Annotated in this window: 15 protein-coding genes; 12 read left to right on the top strand and 3 right to left on the bottom strand. The window is 64.6% G+C overall.

Annotation, left to right across the window (positions count from 1 at the left end; genetic code table 11):
- The first annotated feature begins 147 nt into the window (after positions 1-147).
- From serA to ACP15K_RS16835, 4 genes are all read left to right on the top strand, one after another.
- Positions 148-1,743, top strand: coding sequence for a phosphoglycerate dehydrogenase (gene serA / locus ACP15K_RS16820; RefSeq protein ID WP_193140202.1), 1,596 nt, complete (start codon positions 148-150; stop codon positions 1,741-1,743).
- Positions 1,744-2,065: 322 nt separating this feature from the next.
- On the top strand, positions 2,066-2,809 hold the full coding sequence (locus tag ACP15K_RS16825; protein ID WP_424991061.1) for a metallophosphoesterase: 744 nt from the start codon (positions 2,066-2,068) through the stop codon (positions 2,807-2,809).
- Positions 2,809-3,984 carry an acetyl-CoA C-acyltransferase family protein gene (locus tag ACP15K_RS16830; RefSeq protein ID WP_193140198.1) on the top strand — a complete coding sequence of 392 codons (1,176 nt, stop codon included), beginning with the start codon at positions 2,809-2,811 and terminating at the stop codon, positions 3,982-3,984. Before ACP15K_RS16825 ends, ACP15K_RS16830 begins: the two co-directional genes overlap by 1 nt.
- 82 nt (positions 3,985-4,066) lie before the next feature.
- A complete protein-coding gene (locus tag ACP15K_RS16835) occupies positions 4,067-6,289 on the top strand; it encodes a response regulator (RefSeq protein ID WP_424991062.1) in 2,223 nt (740 codons plus the stop codon).
- Here the strand turns inward: ACP15K_RS16835 and yaaA are convergent.
- From yaaA to ACP15K_RS16850, 3 genes are all read right to left on the bottom strand, one after another.
- Complete coding sequence (yaaA, locus tag ACP15K_RS16840) at positions 6,286-7,071, bottom strand: peroxide stress protein YaaA (protein ID WP_424991068.1); 786 nt, start codon at positions 7,069-7,071, stop codon at positions 6,286-6,288. The two genes, ACP15K_RS16835 and yaaA, sit on opposite strands and share 4 nt — an antisense overlap.
- A gap of 54 nt (positions 7,072-7,125) precedes the next feature.
- Positions 7,126-9,186 carry a DNA helicase RecQ gene (recQ, locus tag ACP15K_RS16845; RefSeq protein WP_424991063.1) on the bottom strand — a complete coding sequence of 687 codons (2,061 nt, stop codon included), beginning with the start codon at positions 9,184-9,186 and terminating at the stop codon, positions 7,126-7,128.
- A gap of 78 nt (positions 9,187-9,264) precedes the next feature.
- The gene (locus ACP15K_RS16850; RefSeq protein WP_193140191.1) at positions 9,265-9,552 is read right to left on the bottom strand and encodes a YggT family protein; all 288 of its coding nucleotides are present in this window, start codon (positions 9,550-9,552) and stop codon (positions 9,265-9,267) included.
- Positions 9,553-9,686: 134 nt separating this feature from the next.
- Between ACP15K_RS16850 and ACP15K_RS16855 the strand changes: the two genes are divergently transcribed.
- From ACP15K_RS16855 to ACP15K_RS16890, 8 genes are all read left to right on the top strand, one after another.
- Complete coding sequence (locus ACP15K_RS16855; RefSeq protein ID WP_193140189.1) at positions 9,687-10,250, top strand: acyl-CoA thioesterase; 564 nt, start codon at positions 9,687-9,689, stop codon at positions 10,248-10,250.
- 55 nt (positions 10,251-10,305) lie between these two features.
- Entirely contained in the window at positions 10,306-11,649 is a 1,344-nt protein-coding gene (locus ACP15K_RS16860; protein ID WP_424991064.1) for an MFS transporter, read from the top strand.
- Positions 11,650-11,652: 3 nt separating this feature from the next.
- Positions 11,653-12,564: a penicillin-insensitive murein endopeptidase gene (gene mepA / locus ACP15K_RS16865; RefSeq protein ID WP_193140184.1), complete on the top strand. Its 912-nt coding sequence runs from the start codon at positions 11,653-11,655 to the stop codon at positions 12,562-12,564.
- 74 nt (positions 12,565-12,638) lie between these two features.
- Positions 12,639-13,586, top strand: coding sequence for an esterase-like activity of phytase family protein (locus ACP15K_RS16870; RefSeq protein ID WP_424991065.1), 948 nt, complete (start codon positions 12,639-12,641; stop codon positions 13,584-13,586).
- 60 nt (positions 13,587-13,646) lie between these two features.
- Positions 13,647-14,270, top strand: coding sequence for a queuosine precursor transporter (locus ACP15K_RS16875; RefSeq protein WP_424991066.1), 624 nt, complete (start codon positions 13,647-13,649; stop codon positions 14,268-14,270).
- A 277-nt stretch (positions 14,271-14,547) separates the two neighbouring features.
- Positions 14,548-14,970, top strand: a complete 423-nt coding sequence (gene arfB, locus ACP15K_RS16880) for an alternative ribosome rescue aminoacyl-tRNA hydrolase ArfB (RefSeq protein WP_193140178.1) — start codon at positions 14,548-14,550, stop codon at positions 14,968-14,970.
- Positions 14,971-15,005: 35 nt separating this feature from the next.
- Positions 15,006-15,908, top strand: coding sequence for a phosphotransferase (locus tag ACP15K_RS16885; RefSeq protein ID WP_424991067.1), 903 nt, complete (start codon positions 15,006-15,008; stop codon positions 15,906-15,908).
- 62 nt (positions 15,909-15,970) lie between these two features.
- Positions 15,971-16,206, top strand: a 236-nt coding sequence (locus ACP15K_RS16890) for a transposase (RefSeq protein WP_424990003.1), incomplete at its 3' end; no start/stop codon positions are given.

Genomic DNA, 16,206 nt, shown 5'->3' on the forward strand with positions numbered 1-16,206 from the left:
AATACTCCGGGGGTCCGGGGGCAGCGCCCCCGGTCCCGCCCTCTCCCCCTGATCCCGCGGCCATCCCCGACGGTTTCGCCTGCCATACACCGGCCAGACGCGCGCCAGACGGTTTCCAGCCGCCGAAAATTCATGAAGGACCGCCCCATGGCACCCAAAGTTCTCGTCTCCGACAAGCTCAGCGAAACCGCCGTCCAGATCTTCCGTGACCGCGGCATCGAGGTCGACTTCGAACCCGGCCTCGGCAAGGACAAGGAGCGTCTGCTCGACGTCATCGGCCAGTATGACGGCCTCGCCATCCGCTCGGCCACCAAGGTCACCGAGAAGGTTCTCGCAGCCGCCACCAACCTCAAGGTCGTGGGCCGCGCCGGCATCGGCGTCGATAATGTCGACATCCCGGTCGCTTCGAAGAAAGGCGTGATCGTGATGAACACGCCCTTCGGCAACATGATCACCACCGCCGAACATGCCATCGCGATGATGTTCGCCGTCGCCCGCCAGATCCCCGAGGCCAGCGCCTCGACCCATGCCGGCAAATGGGAAAAGTCCAAGTTCATGGGCGTCGAGCTGACCGGCAAGACCCTGGGTGTGATCGGTGCCGGCAACATCGGCGGCATCGTCTGCGACCGCGCCGTCGGCCTGAAGATGAAGGTCATCGCCTATGATCCCTTCCTGGGCGACGAACGCGCCAAGAAACTGGGCGTCACCAAGGTCGACCTTGATGAGCTGTTGGCCCGTGCCGATTTCATCACCCTGCACGTGCCAAAAACCGAAAAGACAGCCAACATCCTGTCACGCGAAGCCATCGCCAAGACCAAGAAGGGCGTGCGCATCATCAACTGTGCCCGCGGCGGTCTGGTAGACGAGGAAGCTCTCGCCGAAGCCCTGAAGTCGGGCCATGTGGCCGGGGCGGCCTTCGACGTGTTCTCGGTGGAACCGGCAACCGACAACCCGCTCTTCAACCTGCCCAATGTGGTCTGCACCCCGCACCTGGGCGCGGCCACCACCGAGGCGCAGGAAAATGTCGCCCTGCAGGTGGCCGAGCAGATGGCCGACTACCTGCTGACCGGTGCCGTGCAGAACGCGCTGAACATGCCGTCGGTCACCGCCGAGGAAGCTGCGATCATGGGCCCCTGGGTCAAGCTGGCCGAGGATCTGGGCGCTTTCGTCGGCCAGATCTCGGACGAACCGGTCAAGGCAATCAACATCCTGTATGACGGCCGCGTTGCGGAAATGAACCTCGACGCGCTGAACTGCGCCGCGATCGCCGGTTTCATGAAAGCCACCAACCCCGATGTGAACATGGTCTCCGCGCCCGTCATCGCCGAAGAGCGCGGCATCCAGATCTCGCGCACCATGCAGAAGAAGTCGGGCGTCTTCGATGCCTATATCAAGCTGACCATCGAGACCGAGGAAAAGACCCGCACCATCGCCGGCACCGTGTTCAGCGACGGCAAGCCGCGCTTCATCCAGATCAAGGGCATCAACATCGACGCCGAAGTGGGCGAGCACATGCTTTACACCACCAACAACGATGTGGCCGGGATCATCGGCACGCTGGGCAAGACGCTGGGCGAGAACAACGTCAACATCGCCAACTTCACCCTGGGCCGGACCGAGGCCGGCGGCGATGCCATCGCGCTGCTGTATCTTGACGATCAGCCGCCCGTGGAAGTCCTGGACAAGCTGACCGCCACCGGCATGTTCCAGCAGGTCCGCCCGCTGCACTTCACTTCGGCCTGATCCAAGGCCCCCGCGACCTGATCGCAAGCGCCCCGGCACCACCGCCGGGGCGCTTTTTTCATGCCCCGAACCCGGCCGGGACACCGCCCGTAGAGATGTGCGTCACATGTGCCTCTGCGGCAACTCGCGGCTTGTGGCAGGCCTCTGGACATGGTCCGTGTTTCGCATGTGCAAACTGTCCACATCGCTGGCACGGGCCCCCTGGGCCCCGGCGCCGCCCGCCCGGCCTGCCAAGGGCCGCGTCGGATTGTGGGGTTTGCCGGGTCTGACCCTGCACAGGCTGGCCTTGCCCGACTGGAAAGCCCCGGCCCTGCGCATCGCGGTGCTGGCCGATCCGCACGTCTGCCGCCCCTGGGTATCGCCCGAGCGGATCGCGCAGATCGTGGACTACACCAACACGCTGGACGCCGACCTGATCGTGCTGGCAGGCGACCTGCTGCCCGACCGCAAGATGATGTGCGACCACCTGGTTGCCGATAAAATCGTGCCGCTGTTCAAGCCGCTGACCGCGCCGCTGGGTGTCCATGCGATCATGGGCAACCATGACCGCGAAGACTGCCCGCAAGATCGCGCCAGCAAGGGCCAGGTCAACAGCATCATCCAGGCTTTCGCCGACAACGACATGCCGCTTGTCCGCAACGATGCGGTCGAGCTTGCCCATTCCGGATGTCCTTTCTGGCTTGTTTCCCTCGACACGCAACGCGGTCGGGGCAAGCGGCGGATGGGATATGCGGATGCCGAGGCCGCCTTTTCAAAAGTCCCTCAAGGCGCGCCCTCGATCCTGCTGGCCCATGAGCCCGATTACTTTGCAGCGGGTGACCCCCGGCCCATGCTGCAGATCAGCGGGCATACTCATGGCGGCCAGTTCACGGTGTTCGGGCGACGCCCCGCAACACCATCCCGATATGGCGATCGTTACGCGATCGGTCATATTGTCGAAGAGGAGCGGCACCTGATCGTGTCAGCAGGCCTGGGTTATTCCGGCTTCCCGTTCCGCTTCGGCGTGCCACCCGAGATCACCTTGATCGAGGTATTTTCACCAATGGACCCAAGGGGGAATTCCTGATGTCCGATATCGTAATTCTGGATGGCGCACGTACCGCCATCGGCACTTTCGGCGGCAGCCTGGCCAACACTCCGGCCACCACGCTCGGCGCTACCGCGGCCAAGGCCGCAATCGAACGCTCTGGCGTTGCACCCGAGAAGATCGGCCATGTTGTCATGGGCCACGTCATCAACGCCGAACCGCGGGACATGTACCTATCACGCGTCACCGCGATGGAAGCGGGCATTCCGCAAGAAACCCCGGCCCTGAACGTGAACCGCCTGTGCGGCTCGGGCATGCAGGCCGCCATTTCGGTGATCCAGTCGCTGGCGCTTGGCGATGCCGACTTCGGCCTGGCCGGTGGCGCCGAGAACATGTCGCGCGGCCCGTATGTTCTGCCCGCAGCACGCTGGGGTCAGAAGATGGGTGACACCACCGCCGTCGACATGATGGTCGGCACCCTGACCTGCCCCTTCGGCACCGGTCACATGGGCGTCACCGCCGAAAACGTGGCTGCCGAGAACCAGATCACCCGCGAAGAGCAGGACGCCTTCGCGCTGGAAAGCCAGGAGCGCGCCGCCAAGGCCATTGCCGAGGGCCGTTTCGAAAGCCAGATCGTGCCGGTGCAGGTCAAGGTGAAGCGCGACATGGTCGACTTCGCCACCGACGAGCATCCCAAGGGCACCACGCTTGAAAAACTGGGCGGCCTGCGCGCCGTGTTCAAGAAGGACGGATCGGTCACCGCCGGCAACGCCTCGGGTATCAACGACGGGGCTGCCGCCATCGTTCTGGCCCGTGCCGATGCCGCCGAAGCCGCCGGCCTGAAACCGAAAGCCAAGATCCTGGGCTATGCCCATGCGGGCGTGCGTCCCGAGGTCATGGGCATCGGCCCGGTGCCTGCCGTGCAGAAACTGCTGGAGAAAACCGGCCTGACCGCCGACGACTTCGACGTGATCGAAAGCAACGAGGCCTTCGCGGCTCAGGCTCTGGCCGTGACCAAGGGTCTGGGCTTCGATCCGGCCAAGGTGAACCCCAATGGCGGCGCCATTGCCCTGGGTCACCCGGTCGGCGCCACCGGGGCCATCCTGATCGTCAAGGCGCTGTACGAACTTGAGCGGACCGGCGGCAAACGCGCGCTGTGCACCATGTGCATCGGCGGCGGACAGGGCATCGCGATCGCCTTCGAACGCCTCTAATACCCTCTGAGTCCGGGCCGTGTTCAGGCTCTGTTCACCTTCCTGCTCCACGATCATCGCTGGTTGATGGAACGAGTGAAGCATGACGGAACAAGGCGGCCCGGACTTATCCGCGCTTCTGGCGCAGGAACGGCGTGCGCGTCTGGCCGCCGAACGGCTGCTGGAGCACAAGAGCAAGGAATTGTTCTCGGCCAATCGCCAGCTTTCGGAACATGCCCGCAAACTGTCGGACGAGGTGGTTGTCAAAAGCGCCGAGGCGCAGACCTATCGCACAGAGGCCGAGGAACTGAAGGGTGAAAACACCCAGGTTCGCGCCGATCTTCAGAAGGCCAACAAGCAGGCGGACAAGGCCGAACGGCGGCTTTGGGAAGCCCTGGAAACCATCCAGGACGGGTTTGCCGTGTTCAACGCGCGCAACCAGCTGGTGATCGCCAACCGCGCCTATATGGCCATGTTCGACGGGCTGGAATGCATCCGCCCCGGCGCCACCTATCAGGACATTCTTGAGATCGTGGTCGAAGAGGGGCTGGTCGACATCGGTTTTGAGGATCCCTCGGCGTGGCAGGCCCGGATGGCGGGCCGCTGGCAGCAGGACCGGATCGAGCCGCTGACGGTCAAACTGTGGGACGAACGCTATGTCAAGTTCCTGGACCGGCGCGCCCGCGACGGCGACATGGTCAGCCTGGCCCTGAACATCACCGAAACCATCCGCTACGAGGAAAAGCTGAAAGAGGAACGCACCCGCGCCGAATCCGCCAGCCGCGCAAAATCCGCCTTCCTCGCCAACATGAGTCACGAGATCCGCACCCCGATGAACGGCGTCATCGGCATGGCCGACCTGCTGTGCGACACCGATCTGACCGAGGAACAGCGCCTGTTCGCCGAAACCATCCGCGGCTCGGGCGAGACCCTGCTGGTGATCATCAACGACGTGCTGGACTATTCCAAGATCGAGGCCGAGAAGCTGACGCTGCAGCCCGAACCCTTCGACCTGGAACGCACGATCACCGAGGTGCTGCTGCTGCTGAAACCCTCGGTACAGGAAAAGGGGATCGAGCTGATGCTCGATTTCGACATGTTCCTGCCGACCCGCTATGTGGGCGATCCGGGGCGCATCCGGCAGATCCTGACCAACCTTCTGGGGAACGCGGTGAAATTCACCACCGAAGGTCACGTCATGATCCGCGTCACCGGCATCGGGTCTGACGACGGCGCGGACCAGCAGCGGCTGCACATCACGGTCGAGGACACCGGCATCGGCATTCCTGACGACAAGGTCGATCACATCTTCGGCGAATTCAACCAGGTGGAGGACGAGCGCAACCGCAAGTTCGAAGGCACCGGGCTGGGGCTGGCCATCACCCAGAAACTGGTGGCGCTGATGGGCGGCGAGATCTGGGTCGATTCGGTCGAGGGCGAAGGTTCCTGCTTCGGCTTTCGCATCACCCTGCCGCTGGACGAAGGCGCCGACACCCCCGCGCCGCTGCACAGCACCGATCTGCGCACCGCGCTGGTGATCGACGCGCAGGACATCAACCGCATGATCCTGGACCGCCAGCTGTCGATGATGGGCTTGCGGGTCACCGCCCGACGCTCGGCCGAGGACGCGCTGGCCGATCCGCCCAACAGTTTCGACCTGATCATCAGCGATCACAAGCCGCCGGGCACCGATGGGTTGGCACTGGCGCAGGCGCTGCGCGACCGGGGCGAACGCGGACCGATCCTGCTGCTGTGCTCGGAACCCGGGCAGTTGGACAGCGATCCAAGGATGCAAGGCGTCACCGCGATCCTGCAAAAGCCGCTGTTGCGTCGCGACCTGTTCCAGAAGGTCGGCGACCTTGGGGTGACCCTGCCTGCCGAGGCACCCTTGCCGGAACCGCCTGCGCCCGAACCGCCCGCGCAGGCGGACCGCCTGCGGGTTCTGGCGGCCGAGGACAATCGCACCAACCAGCTGGTGTTCCGCAAGATGGTGCAGGATCTGGCCATCGACCTGCAGTTTGCGAACAACGGGCATGAAGCCGTCACCGCCTTTCAGGACTTCCGCCCGCATATGATCTTCATGGACATCTCGATGCCCGAGATGGATGGCAAGGAGGCGACGCGCAAGATCCGCGAGATCGAGGCGGACACCGGCGCGCCCCGCACCCCGATCTGCGCCCTGACCGCCCATGCCATGGCCGGCGATGCCGATGAGATCCTGGCGGCGGGCATCGACCACTACCTGACCAAACCGCTGCGCAAGGCCGCCATCTGCGGCAAGATCGAAGAGCTTGCGCCGGTCGGCCTGTCGGTGACAGCAGGCTAGGCGGCCAGCGCCGCGGCCTCGTCGCGCAGGAACACCGGCTTGTCGGGGGTACTGCGCCCGGCATCATAGGCATAGCCGCCGGTGGTGAAATCACGCAAGGCATCCGCGTCGCGCAACCGGTTTTCCACAATGAAGCGCGCCATCGCCCCGCGCGCCTTCTTGGCGTAAAAGCTGACGATCTTGGGGGCGCCGCCGCGCTCCTCCATGAACACCGGCGTGACCACCGGCAGACCCAGCGCCGCCAGATCCACTGCCGAGAAATATTCGACACTGGCGCAATTCACCAAGACCCGGCTGCCCGTCGCCGCGGCTTGCGCCGCCAGCGCCCTTGCGATCCGGTCGCCCCAATAGGCATAGAGCGTCCCGCCCGCGCGGGTTTTCAGGCGTGAGCCCATTTCCAGGCGATAGGGCTGGATGCCGTCAAAGGGGCGCAGCACGCCGTAAAGCCCCGACAGGATCCGCAGATGATCCTGCCCATAAAGCTGCGCATCCGCATCAAGACTGGCCGCGTCCAACCCCTGGTAGGTGTCCCCGGCAAAGGCGTGCATCGCAGGCCGGGTGACGTCAGCCTCGGGCGCAGCCTGAAACGCACGAAACCGGTCGTGGTTTATTGCGGCCAGCTTGGGGCTGATCGACATCAGCTTTTCAAGCTGCGGCTTCGACAGCGTACCGGCGACCCCGGCCAGATAGGCCGCGTCACCCTGAAAATCGGGTGCGGTGGCGACGGGCGCATCGACCTCGGCCCAGTCCAGACGCTTCGCGGGAGAGACAACAACCAGCATCGGCATTCCTTTCCTTCCGCACAGGGACCTAAGAGGTCCGCCGCGCTTGTCCAATCATTCGGCGGCGTGCAGCAGGGTCAGAAAGACCGGTCCGAAGCGTTCGGTCTTGGCCGGGCCGATCAGCGCCGCCAGACGATCCGCATCCGACGGCCGCGCCGCAGCGACCTTGGCCAGTTCGCCCGCCGAACAGCTGAGCGGTTTTTCGGTACCCATCGGCCCCCGCAACAGGGCCGCCTGTGCTTCCTGCAACAGATCGAACAGCGGGCCGGAGTCGCGGCCCGCCAGCTTGCGCCGCGCCGGGTGCTGCTCGGCCGGGGCTTCGCCCGCGATCACCTCAAGGAACAGCGCGCCATAGCGTTCCAGCTTCTTCGCGCCGACCCCGTTGACCCGCGCCATGTCATCCAGATTGCGCGGGCGGGTTTCGGCCATTTCGATCAGGGTGCGGTCGGGGAAGATCACATAGGCCGGGACATTGGCGGCCTCGGCCAGCGCCCGCCGCTTGGCCTTCAGCGCCGACAGCAGCGGCGCATCGGCCTCGGACACCAGCGCCTTGACCGCCGGGCGCCGCTCGGCCGTCCGCGCCATGGCATCCTTGCGCAGGGTTACCGATTGCTCGCCCTTCAGGACCGGGCGCGCGGCCTCGGTCATGCGCAGCGCGCCATAGCGTTCGGGGTCCGGGCGCATCAGGTCCAGCCCCATCATCTGCCGGAACAGCGCCTGCCACTGGGGTTTCGAAAACTCCTTGCCCACCCCGAAGGTCGGCAGCCCGTCGTGGCCACGCTCGCGCACCTTGTCGGTCGCCGTGCCGGTCAGGATATCGATCAGATGCCCCGCCCCGAAGCGTTCGTCGGTTCGCAGCGCCGCCGACAGCGCCTTGCGCACCGCATCGGTACCGTCGATCAGCTCGGGCGGACGGTCGCAAAGGTCGCAATTCCCGCAGGCGGTGGACTCCTCTCCGAAATACCCCAGCAGGGTCTTGCGGCGGCACGCGTGCGCCTCGGCCAACCCCAGCAGCGCGTTCAGGCGGCCATGATCGGCGGTGCGGCGGTCGGCGGGCGCGGGGCTTTCGTCGATCTGGGTGCGGCGAAAGCGGATGTCGTCGGCGCCGAAAAGGGTCAGGGTTTCCGCCGGCGCGCCATCGCGCCCGGCGCGGCCGATCTCCTGATAATACGCCTCGATGGACTTGGGCAGATCGGCGTGGGCAACCCAGCGGATATCGGGCTTGTCGATGCCCATGCCGAAGGCGACGGTGGCCACGACGATCAACCCGTCGTCGCGCTGGAACCGGGTTTCGACCAACCGGCGATCCTCGGCCGCCATGCCGCCATGATAGGCGCAGGCCAGATGGCCATCGACCTCCAACGCCCGGGCAAGGCTTTCGGTCTTGGCCCGCGTGCCGCAATAGACAATGCCCGACTGGCCCCGGCGAGCGGCGGCGAACTCCATGATCTGGCGGCGCGGGCTGTCCTTCGGCGCAAAGGCCAGGTGAATGTTCGGGCGGTCGAAGCCGCGCAGGAAGCTGTCCGGGGTGCCGCCGCCGAACAGGCGGGTGACGATCTCGGCGCGGGTTTCGGCATCGGCGGTGGCGGTGAAGGCCGCGACCGGAACCCCCAGTTCGGCGCGCAATTCGCCGATCCGCAGGTAGTCGGGGCGAAAGTCATGGCCCCATTGGCTGACGCAATGCGCCTCGTCCACGGCGATCATCGATACGCCGATCCGGCGCAGCATGGTCTGGGTGCCACTGGCCGCCAGCCGTTCAGGGGCCAGATACAACAGTTTCAGCGAACCGTCGTCCAGCGCCTGAAATACCTCTTCGGTTTCTTCGTCGGTGTTGCCCGAGGTCAGCGCCCCGGCCACCACGCCCGCCTCGCGCAGCGAACGGACCTGGTCGCGCATCAAGGCAATCAGCGGCGAGATCACCACCGTCACCCCGTCCCGGCACAGAGCCGGAAGCTGGAAACACAGGGATTTGCCGCCGCCCGTGGGCATGATCGCCAGCGTGTCGCGCCCGGCGATCACCGCCTCGACAATCTCGCGCTGACCCGGTCGAAATGCGTTGAATCCGAACACCCGCGCCAAAAGCGCGTCAAGCTGCTCGCCTGCCTCGTCTGCCATGCCTCGACCGCTTTGATTGTGGTTGCCGCCACAATCCCACACCACCCCTTGTGGTGCAAGACGGCAGAGGCCGGGAAATCAGTAGAACAGGGCGGCGTTGTTCATCAGGACGATGCGGATAATGTAAATCCCCAGCAGCGCCACCAGCGGCGCCAGGTCCAGCGTGCCCATGTCGGGCAGGATGCGGCGGATCGGGCCATAGATCGGCTCCAGCAGGCGGTTCAGCCCGTACCAGATCTGTCGCACCAGATCCTGCCCCAGATTAAGAACCTGAAAGCTGATCAGCCAGCTCATGATGATATGGGCAATCATGATGAACCAGGCCACATCCAGGATGAGCAGCAGGATTTGCAGTATCGACGTCATGGAAACTTCCTTTGTACGGGCCTGCATGGGAAGTAGGCAATCAGGCCACAAAGGACAAGCCGCAGCCCTCGTGCCGCGACGTTTCCGTTGACGTCAGCCGCGCCGCTGCTCACATCCGGGGCAGGAGGCCCACCATGTATCCATTCCTGCGCATGTCGAAAGAATTCTGGAAGTTCAGAAAGGCACCGCCGCTGGACATCCTCGACACCCACGTCTCGCATCACATCTGCTGGCCCTGGGATCTGGACATGTGGCTAGAGATGAACAACGGCCGCGTGCTGACCCTGTTCGATCTGGGCCGCCTGGTGCTGGCGGGCCGCACCGGGTTTGTCGGCACCCTCCGCCGCGAAGGCTGGATGATGACCGTGGCCGGATCCTCGGTCCGCTATCGCAAACGCGTGCGGGTTTTCGACCGGCTGCGCATGACGTCGCGCTGCGTCGGCTGGGACGAGAAATTCCTCTATCTCGAACACGCCATGTGGAAGGGCACCGAGTGTACCTCGCATGTGCTGATCCGCATGGCGGTCACGGATCGGAACGGGCTGGTGCGCACCGACCGGGTGCTGGCCGCCTTCGATCGCCCGCTGCCAGAGCCGCAGCTGCCCGACTGGGTGCGCGCCTGGGCCGAGGCCGACGCCCTGCGCCCCTGGCCGCCGATGCAGGACACGCCCGCGCATTTGCAGGCGCGCGCCGCCTGACCATTGCGACCCCCGCGCCCGCACGGCATAGTCGCGGCGTGCAGGGGTAACCGAAATGCAGTTTCAGATGAACAGCCGCCGTATCTGGGGCTGGTATTTTTTCGATTGGGCCAGTCAGCCGTATAACACCCTGTTGCTGACCTTCATTTTCGGCCCCTATGTGACCGAACTGGTGGGCGACGGCACCGCCGCGCAATCCGCCTGGGGGTACGGCGTGGGCGCGGCCGGGGTGGTGATTGCCCTGCTGGCCCCGCTGCTGGGCTCTATCGCGGATCGCACCGGGCCCGGCACGCGGATGCTGTTCATCTGGGTGTTTTCAGCCTGCTACGTGATCGGCGCGTGGAGCCTTTGGGCCGCCGCCCCCGACAGTTTCAACCTGTGGATGACATTGGCCTTTTTCGGGCTGGGCCTGTTGGGGATGGAGTTCGCCACCATCTTCACCAACGCGATGCTGCCCGATCTTGCGCCCAAGGGAAAGATCGGCAGGGTGTCGGGCAACGGCTGGGCCTTCGGCTATCTGGGCGGGCTTCTGGCGCTGATTTTCATGCTGGTGTTCCTGGCGGACAATGCCAGCACCGGGAAAACCCTGATCGGGCTGGACCCGCCCTTCGGCCTGGATGCCACGAAACGCGAAGGCACCCGCGCGGTTGGCCCCTTCACCGCGCTGTGGTTCATGGTCTTCATGATCCCCTTTTTCGCCTGGGTGCACGCCCCCAAGCCGCCGCCCATCGCAACGGTGCTGGAAGCGTCTCGCGCCGCATGGCCCGACCTGAAAGCAACGCTGCGGGGGTTGCGCCACCGGGCCAGCCTGCGCAACTACCTGATCGCCTCGATGCTGTACCGCGATGCGCTGAACGGGCTGTATTTCTTCGGTGGGGTCTATGCGGCCGGGGTGCTGAACTGGTCGGTGATCGACGTGGGCGTGTTCGGTATCCTGGCGGTGGTCTCGGCCACCGTGGTCGCCTGGATCGGCGGCATGTGCGACGAACGCTTCGGCCCGATGCCGGTGATCGTGGTGTCGATCCTGTGCCTGATCGGTGCAACGCTGGCCGCGATCTTCATCTCGCGCGCCTCGGTCTTCGGCATGGCGGTCGAGGCCAGCAGCCGCCTGCCCGACATCGCCTTCTATGGCGTCGGCGTGGTGATCGGGGCGGCGGGCGGCGCGCTTCAGGCCTCGTCGCGGACGATGATGGTGTTTCAGGCCGAAAAGGGCCACGCCACGCGCGAATTCGGGCTGTATGCGCTGGCCGGCAAGGCGACCTCCTTTGCCGCGCCGATCCTGGTGGCGGTCACCACGGACCTTACCGGCAGCCAACAACTGGGGATCACACCTTTGCTAGCCCTCTTTATCGGGGGGCTGATCGTGTTAGGCTGGGTCAAAAGCGACGGAGAGCAGTGACCCATGACAGTCATCCGCAAGGCCCTATTGACCGCCTTCCTGATCCCGCTTCTGGCGCTGGCCAGTCCCGCCAGCGCCCAGCAGAAGGCGAATGCCATGTTCGGAACGGCCAAGACGGCCTCTCCGCACAAGCCGCACAGCATCGGCAGCTATGCCAAGGGATGCGCCGCCGGGCTGGAGCAGCTTCCCGAAACCGGCCCCACCTGGCAGGCGATGCGCCTGTCGCGCAACCGCAACTGGGGCCACCCCGAAGCCATCGAGTTCATCGAGCGGCTCAGCGCGCAAGCCGCCAAGCAGCCGGGCTGGAAGGGCTTGTATATCGGGGATATCAGCCAGCCGCGCGGCGGGCCCATGATCTCGGGCCACCAAAGCCACCAGATCGGGCTGGACATCGACATCTGGATGCTGCCGGCCAAATCGCTGAACCTCAGCCGCAACCAGCGCGAAAAGCTCAGCTCGATCTCGGTACGGTCCAAGGATCAGCGCCGCGTGAACGGCAACTACACCCCGCAACACGCCGCCATTCTGGAAGCCGCCGCGCGCGATCCGGCGGTGGACCGCATTTTCGTAACCCCGCCGGTGAAAATCCAGCTGTGCCTGGCTTCCTCGCGCAGTGACAAGAAGTGGTTGCAGAAGATCCGGCCCTACTGGGGCCATGACTTTCATTTCCATGTGCGCCTGAAATGTCCCAAGGGCAACAAGGGCTGTGTGACCCAGAAACCCACGGTGAAAGAGCTGTCCAAGGGCGGCAGCGGCTGCGACGACACGCTGAACTGGTGGGTGACCGAGGCACTGTCCCCGACCAAGAAGCCCGGCACAAAACCGGCCAAACCCGCGCCGAAGAAAAAGAACGTGCGCGACTTCACCCTCGCCGACCTTCCCAAACAGTGCCGTTGGATCCTTGCCGCGAATTGAGGGCGCCGCACTTGTCTCGGCACGCCTGAAGGGTCAGACAGGGCCGCAAGCAACCCTGTGACCCTGGACCCTGCATGACCCGAACGCGCCGAAGTTTCCCGCCCCGGTGGCTGCCCGCGCTGGCCGCCGCCGCCCTGCTGCCCGCCGTGGCGCCGGTGCCGCAAGGGGTGCTGATCCCGGTCGGGGAACTGGTGCTCAGCATGCCGAGCGAGCCGCGATTCGGCGGTCTTTCGGCGCTGGAACTGGATCAGGACGGCAACGCCTTCATCAGCCTGTCGGACCGCGCGGTGATGTTTCGCGGCGTGTTGCAGCGCGAGGGCGGCAAGCTGTCGGGCGCGAGCGTCACACCGGCTATCGACCTGACCGACACCAAGGGACGCACGCGGATCAGCCAGGGCGCCGATACCGAAGGGCTGGCGCAGGTGCCGGGCGGGGTTCTGTATTATTCGTCGGAAGCCAAGCACACGGTGGGCATTCTGGATGCCGACACCGGTGTGACGCGCGACCTGCCCCCCGGCGACTGGCTGGAGGTCTTGCAGGAAAACTCGGGCTTCGAAGCGCTGGCGCTGGACCCGCGCAACCGCCCCATCGCCATCCCCGAGCGGTCTGGGGAGTGGGAGCGGCCCTTTCCTGTCTTCCGCTTCGAGAACAAGCGCTGGACCGTGCCCTACACCCTGCGCCGCGACGGCAAATTCCTGCCCGTGGGTGCCGATCTGGGCCCGGACGGGCGTCTGTATCTGCTGGAACGGCACTATGTCCCGATCCTGGGATTTGCCAGCCGCATTCGCAGCTTTGCTTTCACAGCGGACGGCCTGGCCGACGAACAGCTTCTGCTGGAGACGTTTTTCGGCACCCATGACAATCTGGAAGGCCTGGCGGTCTGGGAAGATCGGGCCGGCGACATTCACCTGACCATGGTGTCGGACGACAACTTTCGATCCGTGCAGCGCACCGAGATCGTCGAGTACCGGCTGCCGGCGCGGTGGCGAGACGGTCTTGATTGTCGCACCAATTGCGGCTAGATGGCCCCGTTCGCCTTGGTGAGCCAAGTCTCCGCTACCTTGCAAAAACGGATCAGATAGATGACTCCTCGCGTGCTTCCCGGCATTGCCGCCATGGCGGCCATCGTCGTTGCCTCCAACATCCTGGTGCAGTTCCTGTTCGGCCAATGGCTGACATGGGGCGCCTTTACCTATCCGCTGGCCTTCCTTGTGACCGACGTGATGAATCGCGTCTATGGTCCCGGCCCGGCCCGCAAGGTGGTTCTGGCCGGGTTCGTTGTCGGCATCGCCTGTTCGCTGATCGGCACGCAGATCCACGGCGAGTTCGGACCGCTGGTCACCCTGCGCATCGCGCTGGCCTCGGGCCCCGCGTTCCTGACTGCGCAACTGCTGGACGTGGCCATCTTCGACCGCCTGCGCGGTGGCAAATGGTGGCGTGCACCGCTGGCTTCGTCGCTTCTGGGATCCAGCCTGGATACCGCTTTGTTCTTCACCATCGCCTTTTCCGCCAGCCTGGTGTTCCTGGAACCCGGAAATGATGTGTCCTGGGCCAATGAAGCCCTGCCGCTGCTGGGTGCGGGCCCGATGGTGCCGCTGTGGGTGTCTTTGGCCGTGGCCGACTGGATGGTGAAACTGTCCCTGGCGCTGCTTGCGCTGGTGCCGTTTCGTGCCATCGTGGCCCGCCTGTCCGCGCACCCGGCCTGAGACGTCCGGTTCACCTTCCCCGACGCACCGCGAGATTTTGCTTTGACATTTTCGCGGTTCGTGGCACGCTTTCCCTCAACGGAAACAAGCGGAAGGAGGTGATCCAGTGTCAAGAGAGGTATTGGAGAGAGGTGTGAATTCCGGTTTCGGGGGCAAGCCCGACAAAGTGTCGTAAGGCGTAACACCCACCGGCCGGGGATGAAGATCCACTTCACCCCCTCCTTTCAGTCTCGAAGGGTCGCCCAAGGGCGGCCCTTTTCGTAACGGTCCACAGGTCATGATTGAGATTTCACCCGACATCACCCTGCAAGACTGGGAGTTCACCGAGAACTTCACCCGCGCCTCGGGTCCGGGGGGGCAGAATGTGAACAAGGTGTCCACCGCCGTCGAACTGCGGTTCGAAGCCGCCCGAAGCCCGCATCTTGCCGCCCCGGTCAAGACCCGGTTGCGCCGCCTGGCAGGACGCCGCTGGACCGACGATGGCGCGCTGATTCTGCGGGTCGAGGACACCCGCAGCCAGGCCCGCAATCGCGAGATTGCCCGCGAACGGCTGGCCGATCTGGTGCGCAAGGCGCTGGTCGCGCCCAAACGGCGGCGTCCGACAAAACCCACCAAAGGCTCTATCCGGCGGCGGCTGGAGGCCAAGACCCAACGCGGGCAGGTGAAATCCCTGCGTGGAAAGGTGGCGCCCGATGAATAGGCGCACAGTGCGCTTGGATTGTCCGGGGATGCGCCATGTATGACGCCGCATTCGCCCAAGATGTGGCCACCGCCTGGCAGGTCGAGGCACAAGCGCCGCTGGTGACTTCCTCCGGGTCCGGGCGCGTATTCGAAATCCGACTGACACCCCGGCTGTCCGCCCGGCTGAAATTCTATCCCAAGGCGCAGGCCGAACGGGTCGCCGCCCGGGCCCGCTGGCAAGAGGCGCTGGCCGACACCGGATTTGCCTGCCCATGGCCGCAGCGCACCCGCAACGGCGACCTTGTCGTCCATTTGAAACAGACCCCATCGGTGGCCGTGATGGAACAGGCCATTCAGGGCCAACCGGTGCAGATCCCCGAGGATCCCGATGCCGCGCTAAAAACCTATGGAAACCTGGCGGCATTGCTGGCGGATTTCCACCTGACCGCCGAATCCATCGCGCCCCTGCCATACCCGGCAAAACCGGACCCCGATCGCCAATACAATCCAGATGCGGCCATCGCCTATTTCGAAGGTCTCGGCCAAACCGAAGTCGCACAATTGCTGTGCCGCATCGCCGGCGAGTTACAAAATGCCTGTGATGACACAAGCGTTCGCCTTGGCAATCTGAACCTGTCCGAAACGCTGGACTCGCATGACACGCTCTATCTGACGGAAATGGATGCCGCCGGAACGGGTGATCCGATCCGTGATCTGAGTCAGATACTGGCCCTTGAAAACGATCCGGATCGCCTGGGCCCGGTATTCGAGGTCATATGCCAATCCTATGAAAGTGGCGGAATTCTGCTGAAGGATCGCGACAAGGTGTCGATTCTGTGCGGCGCTATCGGCCACAATGTTGATATTTTTCAACGCAGCGGATGCGACAACCCGATTGATCAGACCCAACCAGCCGCCCGCATTCTGGCCGCAAGTGCATTGCTTTCAAGCCTTTAGGCTCAGGACCCATTGATTTCCGGCGATCAGCGTGATTCACCGTTCGAAAAACGAGCGGTGACATGTCTGATCTCTTCTGGCTTAGCGACGCGCAGATGGCGCGGCTTGCGCCTTTCTTTCCCAAGTCTCACGGCAAGCCCCGCGTCGATGATCGGCGCGTGTTGAGCGGAATTATCTTCATCAACCGCAATGGCTTACGTTGGCGGGATGCGCCCGCCGCATACGGTCCGCACAAGACCTTGTACAACCGCTGGAAGCGGTGGAGTGACAAAGGTGTTTTCGCGAGGATGATGGCTGG

It is taken from the genome of Fluviibacterium sp. S390, assembly GCF_049800695.1.
GTDB lineage: Bacteria > Pseudomonadota > Alphaproteobacteria > Rhodobacterales > Rhodobacteraceae > Meridianimarinicoccus.

Excerpts from the sequence above, each read along its gene's own strand:
- serA (WP_193140202.1), top strand. The coding sequence starts at position 148 with ATGGCACCCAAAGTTCTCGTCTCCGACAAGCTCAGCGAAACCGCCGTC.
- ACP15K_RS16830 (WP_193140198.1), top strand. The coding sequence starts at position 2,809 with ATGTCCGATATCGTAATTCTGGATGGCGCACGTACCGCCATCGGCACT.
- ACP15K_RS16835 (WP_424991062.1), top strand. The coding sequence starts at position 4,067 with ATGACGGAACAAGGCGGCCCGGACTTATCCGCGCTTCTGGCGCAGGAA.
- yaaA (WP_424991068.1), bottom strand. The coding sequence starts at position 7,071 with ATGCTGGTTGTTGTCTCTCCCGCGAAGCGTCTGGACTGGGCCGAGGTC.
- recQ (WP_424991063.1), bottom strand. The coding sequence starts at position 9,186 with ATGGCAGACGAGGCAGGCGAGCAGCTTGACGCGCTTTTGGCGCGGGTG.
- ACP15K_RS16850 (WP_193140191.1), bottom strand. The coding sequence starts at position 9,552 with ATGACGTCGATACTGCAAATCCTGCTGCTCATCCTGGATGTGGCCTGG.
- ACP15K_RS16855 (WP_193140189.1), top strand. The coding sequence starts at position 9,687 with ATGTATCCATTCCTGCGCATGTCGAAAGAATTCTGGAAGTTCAGAAAG.
- ACP15K_RS16860 (WP_424991064.1), top strand. The coding sequence starts at position 10,306 with ATGCAGTTTCAGATGAACAGCCGCCGTATCTGGGGCTGGTATTTTTTC.
- mepA (WP_193140184.1), top strand. The coding sequence starts at position 11,653 with ATGACAGTCATCCGCAAGGCCCTATTGACCGCCTTCCTGATCCCGCTT.
- ACP15K_RS16870 (WP_424991065.1), top strand. The coding sequence starts at position 12,639 with ATGACCCGAACGCGCCGAAGTTTCCCGCCCCGGTGGCTGCCCGCGCTG.
- ACP15K_RS16875 (WP_424991066.1), top strand. The coding sequence starts at position 13,647 with ATGACTCCTCGCGTGCTTCCCGGCATTGCCGCCATGGCGGCCATCGTC.
- arfB (WP_193140178.1), top strand. The coding sequence starts at position 14,548 with ATGATTGAGATTTCACCCGACATCACCCTGCAAGACTGGGAGTTCACC.
- ACP15K_RS16885 (WP_424991067.1), top strand. The coding sequence starts at position 15,006 with ATGTATGACGCCGCATTCGCCCAAGATGTGGCCACCGCCTGGCAGGTC.